The following is a 25,463-nucleotide window of genomic DNA, read 5'->3' on the forward strand; positions in this document are numbered from 1 at the left end:
TCTCCCCGTGATTCAAATTAGGATAAATTTAAAAAACTTTGCCCAACATCAAATCTATGGCGGAACACAATATTCTTGTGTTGGGCAAACTTACGAGGTATGATCGGACTACGGCCTCAGAAAATTCAGGGCTGCCAACGCATAGATCTCTGCCGTTTCCACTAACTCGGCGATATCGACATATTCATCGACATGGTGTGGAACGTTGCGATTACCAGCTCCGGTTGTAATGATAGGGACACCTGCCATGTGAAGAAACGTTCCATCCGTAGCCCCGGGAACCCCATTGTACACGGGATCTTTTCCTGTCACTTCCTGATAAGCTTCCGCAACAGCCAGTACCAACGGATTTTCCTTGTCTGTTTCCGTACAGGGTCGGTCTTCAATGATTTCCAATGTCGCTTTAAACTCAGGGTCTTCCTCCCCCATTCGATGGAGAATGGCCTCCATTTCCTCCCGAAGTTTCTGGTGATCCTGTTGGGGAACCGTGCGAATATCTAACGTCATCATGCATGTGTCTGGAACCACATTAATCTGTGGTTCCCCTTTGATTGGCGCTTGCAAGATGGTCGGGGTAATACTCGGCCATCCGAGCATCGGGTGTTTCCCCACCCTTTCTTTTTCCTTTTTTTCCAATTTCTCTAACTCAACAATAATTTTAGCCATTCTGGTGTTAGGATTGATCCCGGTAAGAGGCATGGCCCCATGTGCCATTTTTCCATAAGTTTTAACGACAACACGCATGGCCCCTTTTTGAACGATACATAATTGATTTTCTTCGGGCTCACAGATGATCGCACCATCCACTCCTTTGGCCCAGCCACGTCGGATAAAATCTTTAATCCCAATCATTAAACCTTCTTCATCGCAAGGGATGCAAAGAATGATTTTCCCACAAAAAGGGATTTGGGATTTTTGAATAGCGTTCACTGCTATGATCGCTGCCGCAAGATTTTGTTTTGTATCACAAGCACCTCGGCCGTAAATCCTTCCATCCTTGATTTCCGCACCGTACGGATCGAAGCTCCATGCATTGCGGTCACCCTCAGTTACAACATCGGTGTGCCCTTCGAAAAGCAAAGTTTTACCTGGACGACCCGAGTCATAGATAGCAATGACATTCGGACGCCCCGGAACGACTTCTTCATAATAAACGGTCAACCCCATCTTTTTGAGATAATCTTCCACAAATCTGGCTACCTTTTCTTCATTTCCACCCTCAACTCCAGGACGGTAAACACTTGGAATTTGAATCAATTTCCGTGTCAAATTGACTAACTCTTTTTCATCCACATAGTTCCGTATCGTATCTACTGTTACTCCTTTCATATTCTATCCTTGTCCCCTTTCGGTATCATGGATTTGATCAATTTGATAAGAAAAGTCCGGTCAAGATCCCTCATGATTTCAATAGCTTTTTCGGCATCTAACGGCCAAGTTGCATCCAAATTCCCTTCTCCAGGGCTGACGGCTGCCGAAAATCTCTACAACTGAATCACCTCGTCCTCTTTCGTAATCACAAATCCATTTTCAACGTATAAGCATTGCAAATTACATGCCGATAATTTTATAAATTCAGAAATCATTATTTAGAGGGGTTTCACTAAGAGGATTTCCTCTTGGACTGTTGGATTTTTCAACAGCATGTTGTATTCTACCGTATTACAGGTTATATTCCTTGATCTTCCTCCATAGAGTAGAGCGATCCATCCCCAATGATTGGGCTGCCTTCGTCTTATTATTTTGGTATTTTTCAAGAGCGCGGCGTATCAGCTCCATTTCCACCGTCTTCAAGCTCAACTCGTTTTCCCGTATGCTGTGCAATCGGTTCTTTTGGATTTTCTGAACAAAAAATGCCGCACTTCTCATCGTTAATTCAGATCCTTTTTCTAATAAAACCATCCGCTCTATGACATTCCTTAATTCACGAATGTTTCCCGGCCAATGATAATCCATGAGAAGAGAAAAGATATCGGTCGAAATCTTATCAATTTTCTTTTCTCGTTGCTCATTTAATTGGCTCACTATACTTCTGACAAGATCGGGAATATCCCCAATCCGTTCTCGGAGAGGAGGGAGATCCAAAGTAAGCACATTGATTCGGTAATACAAATCTGAACGGAAACGTTGTTGCTCAATCTCCTCCTTTAGATCCCGGTTGGTCGCCGCGATGATACGCACATCCACCGGAATGACCCGTTCCCCGCCCACACGGCGAACCTTTTTTTCCTGAAGGACGCGCAGCAGAATCGCTTGAATCCGAAGCGGCATCTCGCCTATTTCATCGAGAAAGAGCGTGCCACCATGGGCCAATTCGAATAGGCCGGCCTTTCCTCCTTTTCTGGCTCCGGTAAATGAACCCTCTTCGTACCCAAATAATTCACTTTCCAAGAGACTTTCCGGTAATGCGGCACAGTTCACGGCCACAAACGGGCCGAGCGATCTGGCACTGGCCAGATGAATGCCCTGGGCAAACATCTCCTTTCCCGTTCCAGATTCTCCTGTTATCAGCACAGTTGCCTCGGTTTCAGCAAATAAAACGGCCTGCTCTTTTGCGAACTGGATTTCCTGCGAGGAACCAACAATATCGCTGATTCGGTAGCGGGCTTCCAGTCCACTTTCGTGAAGCATCTTGCGGAGTTTCATCTCCATCTTCTGAATATCGGTGATTTGCTTAAAATTGGATACTGCACCCACAACGGTACCATTTATAATAACTGGAAATCGGTTAATTACGATATGCTTATCCTGTAATACCGCCAGATCCCCTAGTTCCTTTTTCCCGGTCCTAAGGACTCGAACCATGTCTGAATGAGGTATAAAATCCGTGATTTTCTGCCCCAACACTTCCTCAGGTAGCCCCAACATCTTCTTCGCATGGTGATTGACAAGCGTTATATTTCCCTGCTTGTCCACTGCTATGACTCCATCATGGGATGAATGCACGATCGCTTCTAATTGATATCTTTCGCGAATGGCTTTCTCCGTAAAAGTTAACAGGGAACAGGCTTGCTGGACGACGGAAAACAAATAAGATAAGGAAGGGGAAACCAAGTGAAATTTCTTTTCCCACTTCTGGTCCCATGAAAGCATCTTTCCCCAAGCCGGCATAAAATACATCTCATGTGAATCGCTGTCCAATTTGACTAGTTGATCCTGTGTTAAAAAATCCAAAGAATAAGGAATAATACCTTCTCCAACTTTCCCGGATATCCGGAATTCCTCTTTCAGTCTTTTTATTTCCTCAGCAGAGGCCACAATCACAGCTTTACGGATCGCGTCCCTACACCCGCTACACAACACAATTTCTCTTTCCAAATCCGCCAGATGGATCGAAACCGACAGAACTGGAATGGGTAAGGATTCCAATTCTTTCGCCCATACAATAGGAGTAATCACCACCATAGGTTTCATCATCTGGTCTAACAGAGACTTAACGGAGTAAAAAAGAGCTGGTTCGTGCCCATATTCTCTCAACAAAAAAGAAAGCTGAACCTCTAAAGGCTTGTTGAACTTATATAAGGCAATCATTCCCTCATTCCCCTTTTGGTTTTAGCCTTAACACAACTATTTACAAACTATTTCGATATAATTGGTGCATTCCCTTCCATAATTTAGACAATGAAAAGGAAGTACATTTCTTTTTCAAAGTGAAGTTTATTTCGTTATAGACATGCTCCTAAAGTAATAAATGGGTTGGGATTATAGTTTCCCAACCCATTTTGTCATCTCCAGAAGATGTGTTTCATCTGAAAATTTTTTATAATTTAATCAAGAATTAAAGCAAGCCATTCTTTCATGATGAGGGCTCACTGCCGCTCAGCACTTAGCTGTCTCTTGGCATTGAAGTGTTGACCTTTCCATAACGGTCACGGACTCTTTTAAGCCTTGCATGGTATTCTAAAATTTGTAATCTTGCCTGTTCGGCTTCAGGTGCAATCGGACGTAAATCACGTAATCCCCAATAATCAACAACAACATCAAGAACCTGGTCAAAATATTGAAGCGGCCCGTAATTGGCTTCCCTTGCAATAATGCCCATCCGGTTTTCAAAATCGGGCATTACGGCACCTGGCATTTTAAAATGAATGATGACATTTGCAATGTGGTAACAATAATTCGGTTCCAGTTCGAGATGTGCACGAATGACATCCCTGTAAAAAGCGTAATGAAGTGTCTCATCTTTGGCAAGGCGATGCAATAAAGTGGCAAGTTCTCTATCATGATTACCCGCTATCTTTGCAACGTTATTGTAAAACACCATTGTTGCAAGTTCCTGCAAAGTCGTATACGCCATGGCTTCTATCGGTGTATGGAAATCGGGTTCAAATCCGTCTTCAAGTACCTGTTTTCGCAGTTCGTGCAATCGATTAGGGTTTACATTACGAGTCAGTAAAAGATAGGTTTCCAATAAATTAGAATGTTGATCCTCTTCTGATGTCCATGTATGAATAAAATCTGTGATCACAGAGAGAGATCCCTTAAACGTTTCAGAAAGGTAAGTTGTAAACCAAGGTAAATTGACTTCGGTCAACAATGCAGTTTCGACAGCAGTGATAATTCCGGAAGGCAATGTAACTTGGCTTTGATCCCACGGAACTCGTTTGAAATCGATCCCTTTATCCCAGGGCAAAAACTCATGGTAGCTCCAGTCTATCTTCTTGGCTCGCACTTTATGTTGTTCATACAGCTCTTTCAAACGTGGTTCTAAACGAAAATCCAAATCATTTGTTAACATATTTTCCTCTTTTCTTATGGAATTAAATTGCGATAAACCGTGAGGTTTTAGTCAGCGATTTCGGTAACCTATTCTAAATTTATTCGAGTCAAAGCATTCTAATGATCCTCGGTTACCAAGCCCCATAGACTCTAAAATAATACAATGTTATAACGCTTTGTACCTAAACAGGCCACCCGATTGTTCTTCTGTAATTCGATCCTGTTCAATCAGTAAATCAAGATAACCGATCACTTCAGACATGGTCAAGGCTAATTCTTTTTGGTATACTCCAGGGAACATTCGTTGACAGATTTGATACGGCGTGAGAGGTTCATGAACCAGCCAACCTCTTATCTTTTGCGCTCTTACTTCCTGCTCCTGTATTCGACGATCGATCAACGCCTGCATATCATGAACCTCGTCGCCATGACCGGAAAAAACGATGGTCACATCCAGGTGTTTGCACCGGAGCAGCGATTCCCGGTATTGAAGCAATGTTTTGGGTCGCTCTTCCCCACGTCTTAAGGGAGATTCGAGAATTGCATTCGATGATATATGCTTGATAATATGATCCCCTCCCAGCAGCACTCCGTCACTTTCTCTGTGAAAAACTAAGTGAGACTGGGCGTGGCCAGGGGTTTCATACACCTTCCATCCCTCCATCCCAGGGATTTGATCACCTTCCCGCAATGTATTGCTTAACCGTACCCTGCAAGAAAGTCTGTCCAACATTTGATAATACCTGTCAGTATCAGCCAGCAATCCCTTTTCCACTCCCATTTTCAGATAAAACTCAGTGAAATAATTTCGGTGCCAGCGTAAGAACTCGTCATTCTGCTCGACCCACGGCACCCCAAGGGGATGTCCAAAAACAGGAATATCTCTCTTTTCCAAGAGAATATCCAAAAGTCCACAGTGATCCACATGATGGTGGGTCAGAATCACCTGGTCAATATCATTCAGAGAAAAACCCACTTGTTTCAATTGACTGGTAAATGAATCCCAGGCTTCCTCTGTTTTCGGCCCAACATCAAATAATGTAACTGCTTCTCCTTCGACAATGTAAACATTTACAGGTCCTACAGCGAAAGGAGTCGGAATCACCAATTTATGAATTCCTGCAACGGTTGTACTGATTGACGTATCTATCTGCAACAGAATCACCCTCAATCATAAATTATGAATGAATAATCATTCATTAAAGGAGATAAAAGCCCTTCATTTGCATTTTAAAGATTTTTTTATAATTTCTCAATACTAAAAAACTAAAATATGGAAGTCACAACCAGTGAAGACAAAAGTTTAAAAGTCTAAATTCTCATGGTACCTTTAAAATCTTCCTGATTTAAATAAGCGAAGCGTTCGAACTAAATACAAAGTACGAAAAGCCCCATTAGCCGGGGCTTTTGTAATGATGATCGATGGTTATTTATTGGCTGCCTGTTGCATAGCCCTCAATTCATCAGGTGTAAAGTGTGAAAGAACTTCTTGTTTCAGTCTATTTTTTTCTTCCGGTGTTAAATTGTCTCGATTGGCATAGGCTACGGAAAGTTTTGCGAATTCGGTGGGTCCCAAGCGTTTCATGGCAAACTGAATGGCCTCTTCCCGATTCGAAAAAGAAGCCGTTCCTTGCTCACCGGATGTAGTTGAACCACTCGAATCACTCGTTGAGCTTCTCAGAGCTTGTAAGGGTTTCGATCCCTCGGTTTGATTCGAAATCTCGCTGATTTTTTTCTGAATCTTTGTGACCTCTACAGTATCGAGAACCTGTTCTGCTACCTTTTTATAAACACCTTCTACACCAGACCAGACTCCATAGCCCACCGATGCAAGTAAGAACAACGAGATGATCAAACGTTTCAATCTTATCATCCCCTTTGCGACTTGTCCTTTACAAGGTATCGAATAACGATGAATTTTTCAAGTCTGAGAGACGATAAGCGGTGCCATCAGAGAATGAAAAGTTTCTTGTGCGGGAAGAAATATAAGGCTATCTCAAGAAACGGAGTGGCTTTTGGGTGGGTTGTATCGCTTTGCGACGCAGAGGTGAGTTGAAGGTCGTTCCGCATCCATTGGCTGTATATGGGGTATATGCTTTGCGCGTAATAGCGACCTTGGAGGTCGTCTCGCAACAGATGATCATAATTCAGTGCGAGACGACCTCCACGGAGCATGAGCGCAAAGCATATACCCCAAAGACGACCTTCATCGAACCCAAGCGCAAAGCGATACACCCACCCAAGCACTAGTTTTCAAAATAGCCTAAGACGCCACTCATGCGTTGGCGTCTTCAACGGAAACATAAACAGGACTTCCCGTGATGTTTTTAATTCTCAGTGTATAATCATTTGGCTGCTTTTCCACCCATTTTTGTTCCACATAGCTTGCGGGATCCAAGAATCGTCCCTGATCTTGATCGAGTCGTACATGGATACGGTACGTATCGGAGGTAACCTGTTCATCCGAAAATTCGATCTCCTGATTGGGATATAACAATTTCATGTCCGTCTGTCTCACAAACATCGCCCCCTTTTATTGCCTAGTATGGACTTGAGAGCGTTTGAGTTATACAAAAGGATATCCTTTTATATGAGCGGTATTTGTATAGAGAATCCTTACGTTTCCTTAACGGACAATCAATGAAAAGCAAGTAAACTGAATATGTAACTCCGATCTTAAAGATTGAAGGTGAAAAATCACGCAGACAACTTATCCTTCCGCAAGAAAGATTCCCGTTGATGTGATTCTATAAACGTTCGAATATTTGTGAAAGTGAGGATTCCAATACAAATGGAAGTTGTCATCTCCCAGGCAAGCCGGGAAGACTTCCCTGCTATGATTCAATTGGCCGATCTGACGTTACCCGACCGCATGAATGTACACGAACTCAAGAAGTATTTTGAACTGTTTCCCGAACTCATTTTTAAAGGGACACATAACGGAGAACTGATCGGGTTTTGTTGCGCAGGGATCAATATGTATCAGACCACCGGATGGCTGATGTTCAGCAGTGTAGCTGAAGGATTCAGAGGCAGAGGAATCGGCAAGCGTTTCATTGAGACCCGTTTACTCGCACTCAAGCAATTTCCTCATTTGCGCGAAGTGCTCGTTACAGTTGGTGAAACCAATTTTTCTTCGATACGGGCATTAGAATCATTTGGCTTTCGTCTCAGATATATAGATAAGGATTATTACGGTCCGGGAAAGAGCCGTAAGATTCTCGAACTGCCCGCTTCATCTCTCCCTCTTCCAAACGCTCTTTTATCCAAAAGTAATACTGCAATTGATGGCAGTGATTTCCATAAAATCCCTGTACATAACCTCTAATCGTCTGGTCATGTTGCCATGTGTGTTTCATTCCGGCACATCTAATAATTGGATGTGCCGGTTAGCAATCTATGACTTTCACCATATTCTCTATGATCGCCTTTTTTCGATGATGTTATGCTGCAAGCGCTGGTTGAACAGTTTGACCAAGCGAATTACCTGAATCGGATCTTTTCAATATCCTTGCGGAAATCCTTGTTACGGAACCGGACACTGCAAGAATAGCCACCCATTGCGGTAAGCCTAAAGCCACCGTTCCGAATATCCTTTGTAAACCTGGGATGTACATCGCTGCGAGAAGCGCCAGCCAAGATCCTCCCATTGCCAAGAACAGGGATCGATCTTTTTTCCCCGTCAAAGGTTTCGTTTCAAGATATCGCCAAGATACAGTCTGGATTAACTGACCGGCGACCAATGTTGCAAACGTCATGGTTTGAGCAATCGGGAGGGATAAACCGCTGGTCAAGGCGCCGACGAATACCCCGAGAGCGCCGATCCCAAGAATTGTACCGCGCGTGAGGATCGTGCGATACAAGGAACGGTCAATCACATCCTGATGCCGTTCTCCCTCACCTGTTGATTGGGCATCGGTGGCCAAAACGATGGCTGGCAACGCATCCGTTAACAAATTCATTAACAGAATCTGCAAAGGTATGAGCGGTATAGGCAAACCGATGACGATCGCCGTCGTTGCCACGAATACTTCAGCCAAATTTCCGGTCACCAAACATCCGATGGCTTTGCGGATGTTGCCAATGATCGTTCTCCCCTCTTTTATGCCTGTGACAATAGAACGAAAATCGTCTTCCATCAAAACGATACCTGCCGTATCCTTGGTGATGCCAGTCCCCTGACTTCCCATGGCGATTCCTACATCCGCTTTGCGAATGGCAGGCGCGTCGTTTACGCCATCTCCGGTCATGGCGACCACTTCGCCGCATCGTTGATAGGCTTCCACGATACGTAATTTTTGTTCGGGAGATACGCGCGCAAATATCGATGTTTTCCTCACGAGGGTGTCAAGCTCATTGGGTGAAAGTCGCTCCAATTCTTCACCGGAAAGAATCCGATCCCCCTGCTTATAGATCCCTAATTGTTTTCCAATGGCACAGGCCGTCACAGGATGGTCACCCGTTATCATTACCGTCTTGACCCCCAAACGACGAGCTTCTTCAATACTTGCGGCCACGTCTTCTTTAACAGGATCCATCATACCCATGAGTCCTACGAATATTAAAGCTTCATCGGAGACGTCAGCGAGATTCTCCCCATCCTGAACCGGACGATATGCAAAACCGAGCACACGGAACGCTTGTTCTGCCATGCGTTTGTTTTCTGCCAGGACATCTTCGCGCACTTCTTCTGTCAAATCCAGGATTTCTCCATTCTTACGATAATGCGTGCATTTGCGCAAAATCACTTCCGGTGAGCCTTTCGTCAACACAAGACAGTTCTCGTTTGTTTCGATACCTTGACAAACGACACTCATACTCCCGTTTTTCGAATCAAAAGGAATTTCTCTGTGGCGTTTCCAGGTTTCCTGACGCAAACCAGCTTTTTTCGCGGCGACAAAGATCGCCGCTTCCGTCGGATCCCCGATGGGAATATATTTCTCTTCCCTTTTTTCAATCGATGCATTATTACATAGCAAACCGATCGTGAGCAATTGCCGGATGTCATCATCCAGCTGATGAACAGGAATGAAAACGCTCTCATCAGACGAATAAAATTGACCTTCGGGAATATAACCATCACCCGTTATGCGGACACGCCTCCCCACAGTGGCCAACTCTTTCACCGTCATCTCGTTTCGCGTAAGCGTTCCTGTTTTATCGGAACAGATGACCGTTATACGTCCAAGGGATTCCAGACTTGCTAATTTGCGCACAACCGTTTTTTTCTTCGCCATGCGCATCACCCCGGCCGTAAGCGCGATCGTAATGGTTAACGGGAGGCCTTCCGGAATCGCGGATGCAGCCAATGTGACAGCAGACAAGAGCAACTGCACAGGGGGCATCCCGCGCAAAAGTCCTGCTGCAAGAACGATTCCGCCTGCGATCATGGCACCTGTAACAAAATGTTTCCCCAGTTGTGATACACGCATTTGCAACGGTGTTGGCGGCTCTTCCCCCTGATGTAACAGATCTTGCAGAGCGCCGATTTGGGTGCTTTGTCCCGTGGCAACAACGAGAGCTTTCGCGCGACCTCGAGTGATAAGGGTGCCCATATAGAGCAGATTGCTTCGTTCTGCCAACGGTGTTTGCGGCGCCAGAGGATTGGATTGTTTTGCAACAGGGACCGATTCGCCCGTGAGCATGGCCTCATTCACTTCCAAGTTCGAACATTCCAGAATGCGCAGATCGGCAGGCACGAAATCTCCTGCTTCAAGGTAGACCAGATCACCGGGAACCAATTCCTCCATCGAAACCAATTGTTCGGTTCCGTTTCGCACGGTTTGCACAAGTTGATTGTCTTCGTTCTTCAGAGCTAACAAGACTTGCGCGGAACGTAATTCCTGCCACGTTCCAATCAAAGCGTTCACAACCAGTATGCTTCCCATGCAAAATGCATTAAAGCTTTCTCCCATCAAAAAAGACAGACCAGTCGCACCGAGAAGAGTCAGCGTGGAGAAATCTTTAAATTGACTCAAAAACACACGTACAGGATTCGGTGGAGGTGTTGCTTGCAACCGATTGAACCCAAATGTTTTCTGCTTGAAAGACACTTCGGCGTCCGTCAGACCGGTGGAATGACCCCCGACCGCTTTTATTACGTCCGCTTCTTCCATGGTGTGAAAGAAGCTACCGTTATCAGAAAAATTTAACCTTTTCTTTTCTTCTTCTCTGCTTGCGGAAACATGTTCCCTTTTGCCGTTTTTGCCGAAACGTTGTTGCCATTTTTGCCTGGATAAAAGAAACAAACCGACCGTGTCGGCGAGTAAATTGACGAATGGTGCGGTAATGGGGGCCATCAACGCCAATCCAGTTCCCATTACATTCCAAGTTTTTACCACACGCAGATCACGTTTCACTTGTTCTCTTACCTCAGTACAATATGCAAATACATCATCCAATTTGGATGCATCCGCTAGAGATAGGGTTACGAGGTTGGGGTGGTCGATTGAAGAGTCAGGCTCTCCGATCAACAGTACAGGATGGCCTTCTTCCATCTCCTGCTTCAGTTCGTATACAGTGATCATACGGAACGGACACGGTAACCTTTCCTCCCGTTGAAGACAGCGAATCAAATACCCCTTTTTTTCCCATCTCTCGATGCTATCACGCCAAGGTGAGGAGACTTTTTGTTTGCATCCAAACAGGGCGAGGATTTGACCGTCTTGAACGAGGAGATGGACTTTACATCCGCTGCGGCGCATGCGCCGTTCTTCCAAAAGTACTGGAGTCAAATCGATGTCATACGTAGAGATGAACGCTTTCGTTCCCAATAGGATCTCATTGCCTCCAACGATCCCCCGTATCCCCTCCTCAGTTTGTTCCACTTGAAAGGGGGTACGCAATGTCCGTGCTTCCTTTGCAACGGCTTCCAGAAGCGGGGAACGCAGCGGATGATCTTCTACTTTCTTTAATAGAGATGCCGCCAGGGTTATCGCTTTATCTTCTTCAAGCCCGCTCTGAACAACGCGAAGTGTCCATTCTCGACTGTCTTCGTGAAGATTCGTTCCATCTGCAAAAACGATCGTTCGTGCAGACGCGAGCGTTGAAAGATTCCCCTGTTTGGGAACAGGAAGTTTTCTCGCAAACATTTCATGTTCTGCCTCCGACCATGCATGTCGATGCGCAAGTTGCGCGGGACGCGGATTAGCAGCCAGAAGCACCCCCAATGATCGCAAGGGGCTTCTTGTAACAAGAAGTGATAACGATGCCGTCCAAACTCCGAATCGGCTCATCTTGTGGCTATGCCGGTCGATCTCCGGATCATAAGTGATCTTAGAGTCCATAGGAGGCAAAACGTTATAACGACGATACATCGCCATGTTCATCAACGTAATGGCGGAGAGAGCGATCAAATTTTCGCGCAGTGCCGCTAAACTGATCGCAGCCATATTAAAAAGCAGTTCCGGATTTGTACTTCTTTTTCCGATCAATCCTTCAATCGCGCGGCGCACCATTGGGTAACCCGCCGCGATGGCGAAGCCTGCTGCTGCGTAAAAAGGTAAGGGAGCAGAAGCAAGCAGCGATCGTCCGATTAACAATCGTTTTAAGGATAGTCCACCCAGAAGACAAAGTGACGCCGCTGCGGTGGCTCGGTACGGGTTTGTCGGTCTAGCATCCGGTTGGACGTTCGTTTGTGAGATACGATGAACGCCTTTTTCTTGAACCGCGGGATATCCCGAGAATGTTGGAGGGATTGCCATCACTTCTTTTTCACTAGTTGCCGCGATTTGAGAGTGTGTATCTGACAAAGGAGAACCGGTGGATACCAAGAGTCTTACCCGGTTGATCAACTGATTCTCCGTGATGTCATTCACATGGTATCGAATTAACGCGCGACCGGTATTCGCATTGCATTGGATTTCCTGTACGCCTTGAATCCCTTTTAACGCCATTTGTAACGTTTGGGACACATATGGATTTTTGCGCATCATGGGAATGTCCAGACGTAGACGCCCCGGCAAACGATGCAAGATCGATACTTGCAAATGGCTCCCTCCTTTCCGTGTTGTTTTCGGACTATAATATGTACGAATTTCAAAGACTTTATGAAAAAAATCAACTTCCTTCATGGAAGGAAGTCTTTAGGGAAGAAGGTAAGTGAAAGTATGGCTTTGCTTTACTGTATCTCTCCGTTTGCTTGTCCCCTCGAAGGAACGATGAGATTGCCCGTTTTCTCTCCGACCATGCGGCCCACACGATCTCCGACGATTCCGCCGATGAGAGAACCTGCGATCGTGCCGATACCTGGCATCAGTGTTGACCCGAGCACCGCTCCGTATTCCACACCCGCCATGATTCCAAGGGCTCCCGTCACATTTTCAGTCGTATGTCTTACGTAATCGCTGCGGTTTAACTGACCTCTCGATAAAGCTACCGTGTTCATGAATTGAGAAACGCCTCCAGATAGGATACCTGCCCACAAAGAACCTCCGCGAAACATACGTCCATCCTCCCTTTGTTTGTTACTACCTTTTTAATTATCAACCTTTTTAATTATCAACGATTTTTTTCATCTTCATGCAAATCCCAGATAAAGAATGAAATCCAACGGAATGGGAACAACAAAGACAAACGTTTGCTTGATCAAGGGGGAAAAATGGAGTGAAGTATCCTGGAAGATTGATCGTCGTTGAAGGAACGGATGGATCCGGCAAAAGCACTCAGATATACTTGTTGAAAAAGTGGCTGGAAGCGGAGAACTACCCGGTATTTTTTACCGAGTGGAATTCTTCCGAGCTCATCAAGCATTGGACAAAAAGAGCCAAGAAAAATAAAATGCTGACTTCCCTTACATTTAGTCTGATCCACGCCAGCGATTTCTTTGACCGTTACGAGAAATTCATTCTCCCACGCTTGCGAACCGGATATATCGTTTTGGCCGATCGTTACATTTACACCGCTTATGCGCGCGACATCGCACGAGGCTGTGACCCTGCATGGGTTCGCAATACATACAAGACGGCCGTTCGGCCCTCGTTGGCTCTCTACTTCCGTACTCCATTAGATATCGCCGTTCATCGCATTCTGAGTGGGAGACCTGAATTAAAATATCATGAAGCGGGAATGGATCTGGGAGTCAGCAATGATCCGGTAGAGAGCTTTAAAATTTATCAAGGGTTGATCAAGGATCAATACGATGCCATGATCGAATCCGAAGGGTTAACGGTTATCGATGCAACCAAAAGCATTACGGAACAACAAACTGCTGTCCGCCAGTTGGTTTCGAAAGCACTCAGGGATTATGAACCACCGATTTACGTTGAAAAATTCAGAAAAGCTGCAGCTGGATCCTGGGGGAATCTAAGATGAAGACAGAAACTCAACCGAGCAAGAACGGAATTTCTCAGATGATGAATGAAACCTTGCCGGGAAAACTACTTGTTATTGAGGGTTCTGATTATTCCGGTCATTCGACACAAAGCGCTCTTTTGAAAGATTGGCTGGAAGTGAAAGGATATGGTGTTTTCGATGCAGGGATCAAACGCTCTTCATTGATGCGTGAAGCGATTGAAGAAGCCAAAGAAGAACAGATTTTAGGTCGAACGACATTGGGACTGCTTTATGCGACAGATTTTGCGGACGAATTTGTAAACGGCATCATCCCTGCGCTTCGAGCGGGTCAGATTGTCGTCGCCGATCGTTATATCTATACGCTCATCGCCAGACAACTCGTTCGCGGTTCTGATGAAGATTGGTTAGAAAAGCTTTTTTCTTTTGCCCGCAAGCCGGATCTTATCTTCTATCTATCCGTCCCGCCCGAAGAGCTCTTGCATAGATGTTTATTTTCTTTCGGAAGATTACCCTATTGGGAATCGGGAATGGACTTGGCCATATCCAATGATATGACGGACAGTTTCTTGATGTATCAAGAACGGTTACTGAAAGAATACGAACGACTCTCAGAGAAATACAGATTTATCATGGTAGACGGATGCCGATCCATTGAAGACATTCACAAATTTATCCGTAAACATGTGAAAAGGTTGTTGAAAATGGAATGATGACGGAACGAATCGGAATCATCGACCTGGGTTCAAATTCTTCCCGCTTTGTGATTTATGAGATCCGCAGCAATGGAGCGTACCAACCGATTTTCGAAATGAAACAGACGGTTCGGCTCGCACAATACATGGACGAAGAGAAACACATCACCGATGAGGGCATCCAAAGAGCCATTGCATGTGTGAAACTTTTTTATCGTACCGGCCAGCTATATGGAGTGACCCATTGGATACCGGTAACGACCGCGGCTGTCCGCCAAGCCGCAAATAAAAATCAAATTTTACAATCATTAGAATTCGAAACACGTTTGACATTCCGCGTCTTGGATGGTTTTGAGGAAGGGAGATACGGTTACCTCGGGGTCATTAATACGATCGATGTTCAAGATGCTCTCTTGTTCGATATTGGAGGCGCCAGTATCGAACTGATGTACGTGAGAGGCCGTCAATTGGAACAAGTGATCAGTCTCCCATACGGAGCCGTGAATTTAACAAGGAAATTTCAGAATGTACCCGAGAAAATGCATGGGGAAACGATATACCGCTTTATGAAAGAACAGTTTTCAAACATCGATTGGTTGAATCAGATCCACGTGTCGAACCTGATTGGAATGGGTGGATCCGCCAAAACCTTGGCAAAAATAGATCACAATAAAAAAGGACTCGATTTCAAACGAATCCATGGTTACGAAGTCTCACAAAAGTCCTTGCATGAATACTTTCAAAGAATCAACTCGCTTTCTAACGATCAACGGAAAAAAATGAAAGGCGTATCCAAACAAAGGGCTGAAGTCTTGCCGGCAGGACTCGCGACGATGCATGCCTTATCCGAGAAATTTCCTGTGGGAAAATTGATGATCAGCCGAAGCGGTCTTCGAGAAGGGCTCTTTTTCGAGTATCTGTTCCGATTTAACCAGAGTCCTGTGGTGGAGTCTGTATTGGATCATAGTGTTTTAAATTTCCAAAAACTCTTTCACGTGAATGTGGATCTTGCTTCGAAAGTCACTCGTACCGCCTTGTTCCTTTTTGATTCCCTGAGACCGATTCATGCCCTTGGAGAGTACGAACGAAAGCTGCTGCAAGTATTTTCACAGATTGAAAGCTGCGGATACTACATTAATCCGGATTCCTGGGCCAAACATTCTTCCTATCTTGTATTGTCTTCCCATTTATATGGTCTATCGCATGAAGAGTTGGTCCATTTATCTCTCCTATTAAAAGGTGAGGTGAATCGCAACCTAAAAAAAGTGTGGATGATCCATGAACTTGCAAAAATAATGACCTTGCATCTGAGTCATGAGTCGCAACAGCAACTCTTCTGCAAGATCGACGGTGAAGATATCTATATAGGAAGAGCCCCTGGCATCAAGCATACGATTCCACTTACTGCGGAAGCACAATTCATGGAACAGTTCCAAAAAGTTTTCGGAAAGAAACTCCATTTTGTCGAAGAGTAACGAAAAGCGCAAATACGTCCGGACAAACTCAGGACATCATGACATACATCCGTTTTCTTTGTCCTTGTGTTGCCAAATCCATGATCGTTTCAACCACCTCAATCGATGCATAAGGCCGGCGAATCCCATTCATCGCTTTTACCATTTTTTCTATCCGTGTATGATTTTGCAGGAGATCATGAACGATATTCGACGTATCAGCCGGAGTACCCGCAGTGATCGCTACGCCGTACTCGTTCATGACCTGTCCGTTCCTCCATTCCTGTCCAGGGATCGGTGTATACAATACCATGGGCAGTTTCATAACGAGCGCCTCTGCTATAGTGAGACCTCCAGGTTTGGTGACGAGCAAATCGCTTTCTGCCATCAACCTTTCAATTTGACGACTATAGCCCAGAATTCGTACATTCTTGTGATTACCATAGCATGCTTTCAACTGCCGACGAAGGGATTGATTCAATCCACATACAACGGTCAACGTGCACGGAATTTTTGACATCACCATTTGCTGTACCACGGGTAAAACGCCAATCCCCAATCCTCCGCCAATGATGAGAACATTGCCGTTAAAAACAGGGTCATCGGATTTTTTGGCTGCTGTTTCCGTGAAGGTGCGTAAGACGGGAATTCCCGACACAATCACTGCGGCCCGGTTGCCCGGACGTTTGAGGCTCTCTTCCTTCATTTCATTTACCGGCACACAATACACATCGACTCCCCGATGTGTCCAGTAGGCATGCAAGTCAAAGTCGGTCAACACAGAACACAAAGGGATTTGCAATCCCTGTTTCTTCATCTCGGCGATGAGGAACGTTGGCAACGGATGTGTACAAACCACTACATCCGGGGCAAGTTGATGCAGCCAAGAGACTACTTCCTTTCGCAAAATTCCACGGACCAGGGAACGACTTATACCTTTCCACTCTTTTTGCCGGTGTTTTTCATACCATTTGCCCCACAAGTTGGGGTAATGGGACAGCGATTGTAAATATAATGTTCTTGTGACTTTGGCGGTACGAGGTCGAAATGTATCTAATACATTTAATCTTGTTACCTGGATGTTCTCGTTAAGGCTCAAGAGAGCCTCTTCGATCGCCATTGCTGCTCTTTCATGACCTGCGCCAATCGATTCGGATAACAAGACGATATGTGGCATACTATGCCTCCTTAGCGGAACATCTCACTCCAACGGTTAACCCAGTAACCGGGCGGTGGTTGTTCCAAGTATCGCGCCAAAGACAATATCGGTCGGATAATGTAACCCCAGGTACACACGGGAAAAGGAAACGAAAGCGGCTAATCCGTAAAAAAGATAATTGTACGCGGGAAAAACCTCGGACAATATAGTGGCCATGCAAAAAGAGGCTGTGGCGTGGCCTGAAGGGAAGGAAGCATCCTGTAAGAGCCACCGTCCTGTAAAAACATTATCCAATACTTTGTAAGGACGCGGACGTGGAAATATTTTTTTACAGAACCTAACGATCAAATGACTGATCGAAAGGCATATGGACAGATGCACACCGACTTGGTGCCAAAATGCATGATCACTCAGCAATAACACGAGTGTAAAACCGATACACCATATCGCTCCACCCATGAGTGTTACTATGGACATAAGTAAGTCAGTTAAGAAACATTTCCAGGATCGGTTCACCCAGAAAAATGTCTTCACGTCTCCTTCACGTATCCAATCAGTCACTCTCTCCATCACAACGCCTCCTCCCTCGTGACTTTAACTGAGTTCGGCTCCCCATAAATTTGGATTTCCAGCTGATACAGCGATCGCCCCGTTCGCGATGGCCGCCTGCATTTGCTCCCGTGTTTCCAACAATCCACCTGTAATAATTGGAATGCTCGTTCTATTTTTTACTTTTGCTATCATCTGCGGTATAATGCCAGGCATGATTTCAATCGCGTCTGGTTTCGTTTCCTCTAAGGATGCAAGCCCATTGTCCAAAGCATCCGAATCAATCAAAAACAGACGCTGGATCGTCAGGAGATTATGCTTTTTTGCATGTTTAATGATCGTTCCTTTGGTACTGATAATACCGGTCGGTTTCACATACTTTGCTATAAATTCAAGCCCTTCACGATCCAGTTGTAAACCACCTATTTTTTCTAAGTGCAAGAATACAAGCTGTTGTTGTTTTTTATAGAAGTCTACGTAACGTTTGAGCGCACCGATGTTTCCGGTGAGGAGAAAAACACCGCCCAACTTGTGTTCTAACGCTTTTTCAATATATTTCACATGTTTCACCGAAGCGATCTTCTTGTATTCAGCCAGTCGAGCGTACAATTCCTCCTTCTGCAACGTGTGCTCCCTCCTAATGAAGCAAGTAAACCTATAGCAAGATCTTAAGGATATCGAACAATTGCTTTTAGAGATTCTCGCTATAGGTCTCTCCCAATTTTCAAAGCAAGAAACATGTATTCTCTTGTCACTTCAAATGATACTTTTCTTTCTTGAATCCAAAATAAATACAATGTTAAGTATGAGTAAACGAAATCATTGGAGTCCGACCCAAATGTACCCTTGATTTTCGATTCTATGGTAAACTTGAAGGAAGGAAATGTGCGGAAGTGTTAATAAATCAAAAAGACAAATAGATAGGAGAGAGAGACATTGTCTTTTGACGAAAACAGTAAGTATAAGTGGTTGGTGTTTTTCACACTAGCTGTCACGTATTTTTTCATTTTTAGCCAGCGTACTGCACCTGGATTGATTACGGATCAATTGATGAAGCAGTTTCAGATGACTGCTTCGACATTAGGACTGCTTACAGGATTTCAGTATATTGCGTATATGAGCTTACAAATTCCCTTAGGTATATGGGCGGATCGATTCGGCCCTTATTTGTTTTTACTGATGGGTACTCTGTTGGACGGTGTAGGGACGATTCTGTATAGTGTTTCCCCGAATGAATGGATCTTGATGTCAACACGAGTGTTAGTGGGAATTGGGGATGCAATGATTTGGATTAACATCGTGTTGGTTTTAAGTCAATGGTTTCGGGCTGATGAATTTGCAAGTCTGCTAGGTTGGACCGGGATGTCGGGAAGTCTCGGCGCTATCCTAACCTCTGTACCCCTAACCTTTTGGATCGCTCATCAAGGTTGGAGGGTTCCCTTCTTCTGTTTAGGCTTGATCCTATGCGGATGTGCCGCGATGATCTACTTGGTCATGATGACAGGAACGAAACGCCATACTGCCCCCTACCAGCTGAAGATGAACCAACCAGTACAGGAGCTCAAACCAAAAAACAAAGGAGTATTTAGGAAGCTCCTACATAGCCGCCAAGCGTGGGCGACCTTTCTCTGTCACTTCGGTCTCGTGGGGACCTATATAGGGTTTATCGGGTCTTGGGCAGTGCCTTATGGTATGGTGGTTTATGGATTTCATCGAACGACGGCGAGCGAATTGGTGACAATAGGTTTAATCGGCGCTTTGTTAGGTGGACCGATAACCGGTTATATTTCTGATAAGTGGGGATCTCGAAAACAACCTTATGTTCTCATCCACTTCATCACCTTTTTAAGCTGGCTGACATTATGCTTGTGGGAAGCGAAACCACCAATCGCCGTTTTACTGATTCTTTTTTTCCTGATCGGTTTCGGCAACGGGGCAAGCATGCTGACCTTTGCAGTTGTTCGACAGTCGTTCCCAAAAACAGAGGTAGGGGTCGCTTCTGGATTTGCCAATACGGGAGGATTTTTAAGTGCTGTAACCCTGCCAACACTCTTTGGGTTGGTACTTGATCACTTTGGTGGCGCTCATTCGCTGGGAGCACATGCTGCGGGTGGAGGCTATCAATTTGGATTGTTAGTGCCGACTCTGTTCTCTTTGATCGGTATGATTGGAAGTATCGTTATTTTGGAGAAAAAACAAACACCGAAGCGAAAGATGAAGACTTCTGTCCTAGCAGGTATGTAAAGCGAGAACGGGATCGAGGGGAGGGGATGATTATCCCCTCTCTCCTCTCAAGTTTTTTCCGTGTATACTCGTAATTCCAGGTAGCGCTCCGGTTCATTGGTACAGATCACAATCCCTTCATCCAGTGCCGCCACCCGTTTCATCTCTTCCGGTTGATCGATCGTCCAGGCGATGAATTCAATCCCGCGATCCCTGTAGGAACGAACAAATGTCTCTGTCAAAAACGGATAATACATCGATAAAACAGTCGCACCTGTGACTTCCAGTTGTTCATCCAGTAATAAAGGCATCCCATCGATCAGCAACCCTTTCTTTAGATCGGGGGCCAGGCGGGAGACTTCGCGGATATTCGCATGATGAAACGAAGTGATCACCACAGAGGATTCCATCCCGTATTGACGGATCAACTCAATCACCTTTTTTTCAATGCCGGGATACCAGTCGCCAGCACATTTAAGCTCGATGTTCAACTTCTTTTTTCCTTTTACCAGTTGTAATACTTCTTCAAACGTTGGAATGGTTTCCCCTGCAAACGCTTCAGAATACCAGGAACCTGCATCCAACTGTTTTAATTCCTTCAGCGTATAATCTCCAACATATCCCGTACCGTTCGTCGTTCGTTCCAACGTAAAGTCATGGATGACTACAGGTACTCCATCCCGGCTTAATTGCACATCCAACTCAATCATATCGATGTGCGGCTGCTCGATCGCTTTTTGAAAGGCAGCCAATGTATTTTCTGGAGCTTTGTTCGACCAGCCGCGATGCGCAGCACACGGATTGTTCATCCTTGTTCCTCCTCTACTTTATGAAAAGAACCGCGAGAGGACCCGCGGCCTTTTCACCCTTCACTCTTATTTGTTTAATAATTGATTCGCTTTATTGACCGCTTCCTTCATGGCATCTTCCGGTGTAGCTTGCCCCAGAATCGCCCGTTGAATTTCGTTCATGATGACTTCCTGCAGTTCTTTGTATCCAGGAGCGATCGGACGGGGGCGAGCGTATTTCAACTGATCCACCGCCACTTTAAATTGCGGTTTTTCACTGAAGAACTTCTGCATGTCCGGACTGTTAACAGCCGATGTACGCACAGGCATGTAACCGGTTTGTTGCGAGAATGCGATCGTTTGTTGTTGATCGGTCATCCACTTCATGAATTTCCAGGCTGCATCTTTCTTCTTCGATTTTGCCAGCATCACAAGATTCGCGCCGCCCGTAGGTACACCATAACTTTCTTTTTGCGGCAGAAAGGCGGTACCTACATTGAATTTCGCTTTGCTCATCAGGTCATTCAGGCTTCCTGTCGAATCAAAAATCATAGCCACTTTCCCGTTAATAAAGTCGTTATCGGCAACCGCCCAGGCATCATATTTGGCTCCCGGAGGCATTTTCATAGCTCCCTCGTCGATCATTTTCTTCCAATATTGAATCGGTTCGATCGCTTGTGGGGAGTCGACCAAAGCCTTTTTCCCGTCCTCGCTCAGGATTTTGCCGCCATTTTCAGCGACAAGCGCTTCATAGAACCAGATATCGATCGGAGTTTCGAAGCCCCATTCCGTATCCTTTTTGGAAAGCTTTTTCGCATAGGATTCCAGCTCATCCCAGTTTTTCGGTCCGTTTTCATCCAAGCCGGCCGCTTTCAGTTTATCTTTGTTGATGTAAAGAATCGGGGTCGAACGGTTAAACGGCAATGCATAGAATTTGTTGTTCCAAGTAGAGTTACCGAGAAGACCAGGAATAAAATCGTTTTTATCAATGCCGTCTTTTCCGTTGATGTAGGGCGTAAGATCTTCAAGCGCGCCGCTGTTTGCGAAAGAAGCGACGGAAGCGACCTCAACCATCGTCACATCCGGCGGATTCCCTGCGGCAATGGCAGACATGACTTTAGCATGATTGGTGTAATAGTCACCTTGGAAGGTGGCATTCACTTTCACTTCATTTTGCGAATGATTAAACTCATCCACCATCTTCTTGATCACTTCACCGTTTTTGCCGCTGAGGGCATACCAGAAATCGATGGTCACCGGTTTATCACCGTTTCCGCCGCTTGTCTCCGTGGAAGTCGTTTTGGTTCCACAACCGGAAAGTACCGTTCCCACAAGTAACATGGGAGCTACCAATAAAGAGATGAGACCTTTTTTCATGATGATCCTCCTCTTGATTACTTCACACCTGAATAAACAAAGGCTCGAATGATCTGACGTTGGGCAAAGAAAAAGATGATCAAAATCGGAATCACGAGAATCATATTCCCGGCCATGACGATATTCCAGGCAACACCCCCTTCAGATGCTTTCAGAGCGGCAATCCCCACCGGCAAGGTGCGAACGACATCCTGATTGGTCATGACCAAAGGCCAAAAATAATCATTCCAGTGGTAAATAAAGCTAAACAGGCCGAATGTGACGAGAACAGGACGCGCCATGGGCACCATGATCTTCCACATGATTTTCCATTCGCTCGCCTGATCCAAACGTGCCGCTTCCAGAATTTCTTCCGGCACTTGCATAAACGATTGGCGAAGAAGAAAAATGCCAAAGGCGCTTGCCGCATAGGGGAGAATTAATGGGATGTACGTGTTGATCAAATTCCAACCGCTCATTTGAATAAACACGGGTAAAAACGTGATTTGCGGTGGAATCATCAAGGCAATCAATGTAAATCCGAATAATATCTTGTATCCTTTAAAACGATACCGGGCAAATGCATACGCGGCAGGTACAGCCGTGATGAACTGCAAGACGAGTATCGCCAAACTGACGAAAATACTGTTTATTAAGTAGGCGAGAAACGGACCGGAACTCCAGGCTTGCACGAAATTTTCCCAGTGAATCGATGAAGGGATCCACTTGGGAGGAAAAACGGTTGTTTCGTCGATGCTTTTCAGTGATGTAAGCATCATCCAGACAAAAGGAAAGAGAAAGATCAAAGATACAATCGCGATCCCGATCCATTCGACAGGTTTCAAGATTTTGCGCACAAGTTCCACTGAACTTCACCCCCTTTAGCGGTAGTGTACTTTTTTGGCCAAGAACAGAAAGTGAAAGATGGTAACAATCCCCACAAACAAAAGAAGAATGACACCTGCCGCCGACGCGTAGCCGATTTTAAAGAAATCAAAACCGTTTTGGTAAATGAAGAATACCAGCATGTTCGTACTGTTGGCCGGCCCTCCCTGCGTCATGATCTGTACGGTATCAAAGACCTGAAAGGAATTGACCGTGTTGATGATAAGCAAAAAGAATATTGTCGGTGACAGCATCGGGATCGTGATGCGCGTCAATTTCCTCCACCAAGGCGTTTGATCCAGTGCGGCCGCCTCATAAACTTCCTTGGGAATACTCTGCAATCCGGCAATAAAGATGAGCGTATTGTAGCCAAGGATTTTCCATACACTTACAAGTACCAAGGAATAGATGGCGGAACTTGTATCTGCCAGCCATTTTGATGGGGGCATTCCAAATAAGGAAAGTACCCAGTTCAGCAACCCGTACTGGGGATCCATCATCCACATCCATAACAAGGAAATGGATACAAGGGAAATAATGTGGGGACTAAAGATCGCCCCTTGTAAAAAGCGGTACCTGTTGCCCTTGCGATTCAGCCACAACGCGAGAAACAACGAGAGAACCAGGGAAATCCCCACCGTCAATACGGTATAAAACAACGTGTTCGACAGGGTTTGCAGAAAATCTGGACTGTGAATAAGTTCTTTATAGTTTTCAAGGCCGACGAATGTTTTCTCCGGACTGACAAGGTCCCATGAAGTGAAACTTAAGTAAAACATGTAAAAAATCGGGTAGATAAAAAACATCGCTAAGATCACAAGGGCCGGAGCGGTATAGAGATAAGGAGAAAGCCGTCGGATCACAGTACCGCACGCTCCTCTTTTCCCGCATTTGTTTCCTTTCGGACAGGAATGCAGCTTCCTTCCGCGTCAAAAAAGTAAAGGCTGTCATAGGGAAGTTCCACCCGGATCTGGTTGCTCAAGAATACGTTGTCTCCGTAACTTTTCACGCTCAGACGTCCCAGTTGAGTATCCACGTAATAAAGGGTTTCCGCTCCCAACATCTCATGTGCGACAATCGTTCCTTCACAAGTAAACACGCGTTCCTTGGGAACAGGCTCTCCCTTTTGCTGAAGTTGTATTTTTTCTGGACGGATGCCTATAGCATGCACGGAAGAAAGTTCAGTCTTGATGAAGTCAGCCGGAAGTTTGACCGTTTGATCACCGATCACCAGTTTTCCGTCCAGCCACCGGACAGACACGATATTCATCGGGGGCGTACCGATGAATGTAGCGACAAAGCGATTGGCGGGTTGATGGTAGACTTCCATGGGACTGGCCGCCTGTTGGACTTTTCCGTGATTCATGATGATAATCTGGTCTCCCATCGACATGGCTTCCACTTGATCGTGGGTGACGTATATAAATGTGGCCCCCAATTTTTTATGAAGTTCCATGAGCTCGACCCGCATTTGTTGACGTAACTGCGCATCCAGATTGGAAAGAGGTTCGTCCATGAGGAACACTTTCGGTTTCTTTACCATGGCGCGGGCCAGTGCCACCCTCTGTCGTTGCCCGCCGGACAATTCCCCTGGCTTGCGGTTCAAGTATTCCCGTAGCCCCACCACTTCCGCCACTTCTGCGATCAGTCGCTCACGTTCCGGTTTAGGAACCTTTCGATTCTTGAGACCGAATTCGATGTTTTCTTTGACTGTCATCGTGGGATAAAGGGCATAATTTTGAAAAACCATGGCGATATCCCGCTTGCCCGGTTCCACCTGATTGACTTTTTCTTCGCCGATATAAATGTCACCGCTTGTCGGGTGCTCGAGTCCCGCGATCATCCGCAAGGTCGTCGATTTCCCGCAGCCGGACGGACCGACCAGTACCGTAAAAGATCCAGAAGGGATCGTGACATTCAAATCTTCAATCACCGGGTTCCCGTTAAATGTTTTTGTAATCTGCCGAAGCAATACTTGCGACATGGTTTTACACCTTCCTAACATGGTTTCTCCTGAAGGCAAAGATGCATACTTTCCTCTTTGCACAACACACGTGACCCAATAACGATATATGATTGTTCTCTTAACAAAAAAACCTATAGCAAGATATCCGGAGCCATATCGATGTGTTACGGCTCGTCTCGCTACAGGTTTCTCCAAGTCTCCAACCCTTGTCTTCAACATATTCACTTTTCACTTAAAAGCATACAAGTTGGTTATTAATGTTTAATAAACAAATTGCGTAGTTTATGTAAAGAAAACAAGGCATCCGTTGACGAATCCTTGTCCCAAACTGGCATCCACATCGATGGTGATACAGTCACTATTGCTGCGGCTCTTTCA

At 45.4% G+C, this 25,463-nt stretch carries 21 protein-coding genes; 5 read left to right on the forward strand and 16 right to left on the reverse strand.

The genetic code is table 11. From position 1 onward, the window contains the following. Nucleotides 1-108: 108 nt before the first annotated feature. The 6 genes from DNHGIG_RS18515 to DNHGIG_RS18540 all read right to left on the reverse strand — a co-directional run bounded on the left by DNHGIG_RS18515 (nucleotide 109) and on the right by DNHGIG_RS18540 (nucleotide 7,237). Nucleotides 109-1,329 (reverse strand): M20 family metallopeptidase, encoded by a 1,221-nt coding sequence (locus tag DNHGIG_RS18515; RefSeq protein WP_282200988.1) that lies wholly within the window; start codon nucleotides 1,327-1,329, stop codon nucleotides 109-111. 333 nt (nucleotides 1,330-1,662) lie between these two features. Next, the gene (locus tag DNHGIG_RS18520) at nucleotides 1,663-3,531 is read right to left on the reverse strand and encodes a sigma-54 interaction domain-containing protein (protein ID WP_282200989.1); all 1,869 of its coding nucleotides are present in this window, start codon (nucleotides 3,529-3,531) and stop codon (nucleotides 1,663-1,665) included. A 295-nt stretch (nucleotides 3,532-3,826) separates the two neighbouring features. Continuing rightward, entirely contained in the window at nucleotides 3,827-4,738 is a 912-nt protein-coding gene (locus tag DNHGIG_RS18525) for an acyl-ACP desaturase (RefSeq protein WP_282200990.1), read from the reverse strand. Between the two features lie 147 nt (nucleotides 4,739-4,885). Then, on the reverse strand, nucleotides 4,886-5,875 hold the full coding sequence (locus DNHGIG_RS18530; RefSeq protein ID WP_282200991.1) for an MBL fold metallo-hydrolase: 990 nt from the start codon (nucleotides 5,873-5,875) through the stop codon (nucleotides 4,886-4,888). A 270-nt stretch (nucleotides 5,876-6,145) separates the two neighbouring features. Then, nucleotides 6,146-6,583, reverse strand: coding sequence for a hypothetical protein (locus DNHGIG_RS18535; RefSeq protein WP_282200992.1), 438 nt, complete (start codon nucleotides 6,581-6,583; stop codon nucleotides 6,146-6,148). A gap of 411 nt (nucleotides 6,584-6,994) precedes the next feature. Beyond that, the gene (locus tag DNHGIG_RS18540) at nucleotides 6,995-7,237 is read right to left on the reverse strand and encodes a hypothetical protein (protein WP_282200993.1); all 243 of its coding nucleotides are present in this window, start codon (nucleotides 7,235-7,237) and stop codon (nucleotides 6,995-6,997) included. 273 nt (nucleotides 7,238-7,510) lie between these two features. On the opposite strand from DNHGIG_RS18540, the gene DNHGIG_RS18545 reads away from it, so the two are divergent. Further along, nucleotides 7,511-8,047: a GNAT family N-acetyltransferase gene (locus tag DNHGIG_RS18545; protein ID WP_282200994.1), complete on the forward strand. Its 537-nt coding sequence runs from the start codon at nucleotides 7,511-7,513 to the stop codon at nucleotides 8,045-8,047. 115 nt (nucleotides 8,048-8,162) lie between these two features. Here the strand turns inward: DNHGIG_RS18545 and DNHGIG_RS18550 are convergent, their stop codons facing one another. Next, nucleotides 8,163-12,707 (reverse strand): cation-translocating P-type ATPase, encoded by a 4,545-nt coding sequence (locus DNHGIG_RS18550; RefSeq protein WP_282200995.1) that lies wholly within the window; start codon nucleotides 12,705-12,707, stop codon nucleotides 8,163-8,165. 131 nt (nucleotides 12,708-12,838) lie between these two features. Beyond that, nucleotides 12,839-13,162, reverse strand: coding sequence for a glycine zipper domain-containing protein (locus DNHGIG_RS18555; RefSeq protein WP_282200996.1), 324 nt, complete (start codon nucleotides 13,160-13,162; stop codon nucleotides 12,839-12,841). 161 nt (nucleotides 13,163-13,323) lie between these two features. Here DNHGIG_RS18555 and DNHGIG_RS18560 point away from each other — a divergent pair, with 161 nt between their 5' ends. From DNHGIG_RS18560 to DNHGIG_RS18570, 3 genes are read left to right on the forward strand one after another with little or no spacing between them, the layout of a single operon-like run. Continuing rightward, entirely contained in the window at nucleotides 13,324-14,031 is a 708-nt protein-coding gene (locus tag DNHGIG_RS18560) for a dTMP kinase (RefSeq protein WP_282200997.1), read from the forward strand. Continuing rightward, nucleotides 14,028-14,723, forward strand: coding sequence for a dTMP kinase (gene tmk, locus DNHGIG_RS18565; protein ID WP_282200998.1), 696 nt, complete (start codon nucleotides 14,028-14,030; stop codon nucleotides 14,721-14,723). The genes DNHGIG_RS18560 and tmk overlap by 4 nt, the downstream gene beginning before the upstream one ends. Further along, nucleotides 14,720-16,180: a Ppx/GppA phosphatase family protein gene (locus DNHGIG_RS18570; RefSeq protein WP_282200999.1), complete on the forward strand. Its 1,461-nt coding sequence runs from the start codon at nucleotides 14,720-14,722 to the stop codon at nucleotides 16,178-16,180. The genes tmk and DNHGIG_RS18570 overlap by 4 nt, the downstream gene beginning before the upstream one ends. Nucleotides 16,181-16,208: 28 nt before the next feature. Here DNHGIG_RS18570 and DNHGIG_RS18575 read toward each other — a convergent pair whose 3' ends face one another. The 3 genes from DNHGIG_RS18575 to DNHGIG_RS18585 are packed head-to-tail and all read right to left on the reverse strand — an operon-like array spanning nucleotide 16,209 to nucleotide 18,491. Further along, a complete protein-coding gene (locus tag DNHGIG_RS18575) occupies nucleotides 16,209-17,336 on the reverse strand; it encodes an MGDG synthase family glycosyltransferase (RefSeq protein WP_282201000.1) in 1,128 nt (375 codons plus the stop codon). Nucleotides 17,337-17,372: 36 nt separating this feature from the next. Continuing rightward, nucleotides 17,373-17,888 (reverse strand): phosphatase PAP2 family protein, encoded by a 516-nt coding sequence (locus DNHGIG_RS18580; RefSeq protein WP_282201001.1) that lies wholly within the window; start codon nucleotides 17,886-17,888, stop codon nucleotides 17,373-17,375. Nucleotides 17,889-17,912: 24 nt separating this feature from the next. Next, entirely contained in the window at nucleotides 17,913-18,491 is a 579-nt protein-coding gene (locus DNHGIG_RS18585) for a glycerol-3-phosphate responsive antiterminator (protein WP_282201002.1), read from the reverse strand. Nucleotides 18,492-18,803: 312 nt separating this feature from the next. On the opposite strand from DNHGIG_RS18585, the gene DNHGIG_RS18590 reads away from it, so the two are divergent. Continuing rightward, nucleotides 18,804-20,111 carry an MFS transporter gene (locus DNHGIG_RS18590; protein WP_282201003.1) on the forward strand — a complete coding sequence of 436 codons (1,308 nt, stop codon included), beginning with the start codon at nucleotides 18,804-18,806 and terminating at the stop codon, nucleotides 20,109-20,111. A 47-nt stretch (nucleotides 20,112-20,158) separates the two neighbouring features. On the opposite strand, the gene DNHGIG_RS18595 is transcribed toward DNHGIG_RS18590, so the two are convergent. From DNHGIG_RS18595 to DNHGIG_RS18615, 5 genes are all read right to left on the reverse strand, one after another. Beyond that, nucleotides 20,159-20,899, reverse strand: a complete 741-nt coding sequence (locus DNHGIG_RS18595; protein WP_282201004.1) for a glycerophosphodiester phosphodiesterase — start codon at nucleotides 20,897-20,899, stop codon at nucleotides 20,159-20,161. A gap of 66 nt (nucleotides 20,900-20,965) precedes the next feature. Further along, complete coding sequence (locus DNHGIG_RS18600; protein WP_282201005.1) at nucleotides 20,966-22,255, reverse strand: ABC transporter substrate-binding protein; 1,290 nt, start codon at nucleotides 22,253-22,255, stop codon at nucleotides 20,966-20,968. 17 nt (nucleotides 22,256-22,272) lie between these two features. Further along, entirely contained in the window at nucleotides 22,273-23,091 is an 819-nt protein-coding gene (locus DNHGIG_RS18605) for a carbohydrate ABC transporter permease (protein ID WP_439647784.1), read from the reverse strand. 24 nt (nucleotides 23,092-23,115) lie between these two features. Beyond that, nucleotides 23,116-23,925, reverse strand: coding sequence for a carbohydrate ABC transporter permease (locus DNHGIG_RS18610; RefSeq protein WP_282201477.1), 810 nt, complete (start codon nucleotides 23,923-23,925; stop codon nucleotides 23,116-23,118). Nucleotides 23,926-23,978: 53 nt separating this feature from the next. Continuing rightward, nucleotides 23,979-25,103 (reverse strand): ABC transporter ATP-binding protein, encoded by a 1,125-nt coding sequence (locus DNHGIG_RS18615; protein WP_282201007.1) that lies wholly within the window; start codon nucleotides 25,101-25,103, stop codon nucleotides 23,979-23,981. Nucleotides 25,104-25,463 lie beyond the last annotated feature (360 nt).

Origin of the sequence: Collibacillus ludicampi (assembly GCF_023705585.1) — a bacterium.
Taxonomy (GTDB): domain Bacteria; phylum Bacillota; class Bacilli; order Tumebacillales; family BOQE01; genus Collibacillus; species Collibacillus ludicampi.

Bases quoted from the DNA above. Each gene is read 5' to 3' on its own strand.
- DNHGIG_RS18515 (WP_282200988.1), bottom strand. From the start codon at position 1,329: ATGAAAGGAGTAACAGTAGATACGATACGGAACTATGTGGATGAAAAA.
- tmk (WP_282200998.1), top strand. From the start codon at position 14,028: ATGAAGACAGAAACTCAACCGAGCAAGAACGGAATTTCTCAGATGATG.
- DNHGIG_RS18600 (WP_282201005.1), bottom strand. From the start codon at position 22,255: ATGAAAAAAGGTCTCATCTCTTTATTGGTAGCTCCCATGTTACTTGTG.
- DNHGIG_RS18555 (WP_282200996.1), bottom strand. From the start codon at position 13,162: ATGTTTCGCGGAGGTTCTTTGTGGGCAGGTATCCTATCTGGAGGCGTT.
- DNHGIG_RS18580 (WP_282201001.1), bottom strand. From the start codon at position 17,888: ATGGAGAGAGTGACTGATTGGATACGTGAAGGAGACGTGAAGACATTT.
- DNHGIG_RS18610 (WP_282201477.1), bottom strand. From the start codon at position 23,925: ATGTTTTTTATCTACCCGATTTTTTACATGTTTTACTTAAGTTTCACT.
- DNHGIG_RS18595 (WP_282201004.1), bottom strand. From the start codon at position 20,899: ATGAACAATCCGTGTGCTGCGCATCGCGGCTGGTCGAACAAAGCTCCA.
- DNHGIG_RS18545 (WP_282200994.1), top strand. From the start codon at position 7,511: ATGGAAGTTGTCATCTCCCAGGCAAGCCGGGAAGACTTCCCTGCTATG.
- DNHGIG_RS18570 (WP_282200999.1), top strand. From the start codon at position 14,720: ATGATGACGGAACGAATCGGAATCATCGACCTGGGTTCAAATTCTTCC.
- DNHGIG_RS18575 (WP_282201000.1), bottom strand. From the start codon at position 17,336: ATGCCACATATCGTCTTGTTATCCGAATCGATTGGCGCAGGTCATGAA.
- DNHGIG_RS18525 (WP_282200990.1), bottom strand. From the start codon at position 4,738: ATGTTAACAAATGATTTGGATTTTCGTTTAGAACCACGTTTGAAAGAG.
- DNHGIG_RS18520 (WP_282200989.1), bottom strand. From the start codon at position 3,531: ATGATTGCCTTATATAAGTTCAACAAGCCTTTAGAGGTTCAGCTTTCT.
- DNHGIG_RS18615 (WP_282201007.1), bottom strand. From the start codon at position 25,103: ATGTCGCAAGTATTGCTTCGGCAGATTACAAAAACATTTAACGGGAAC.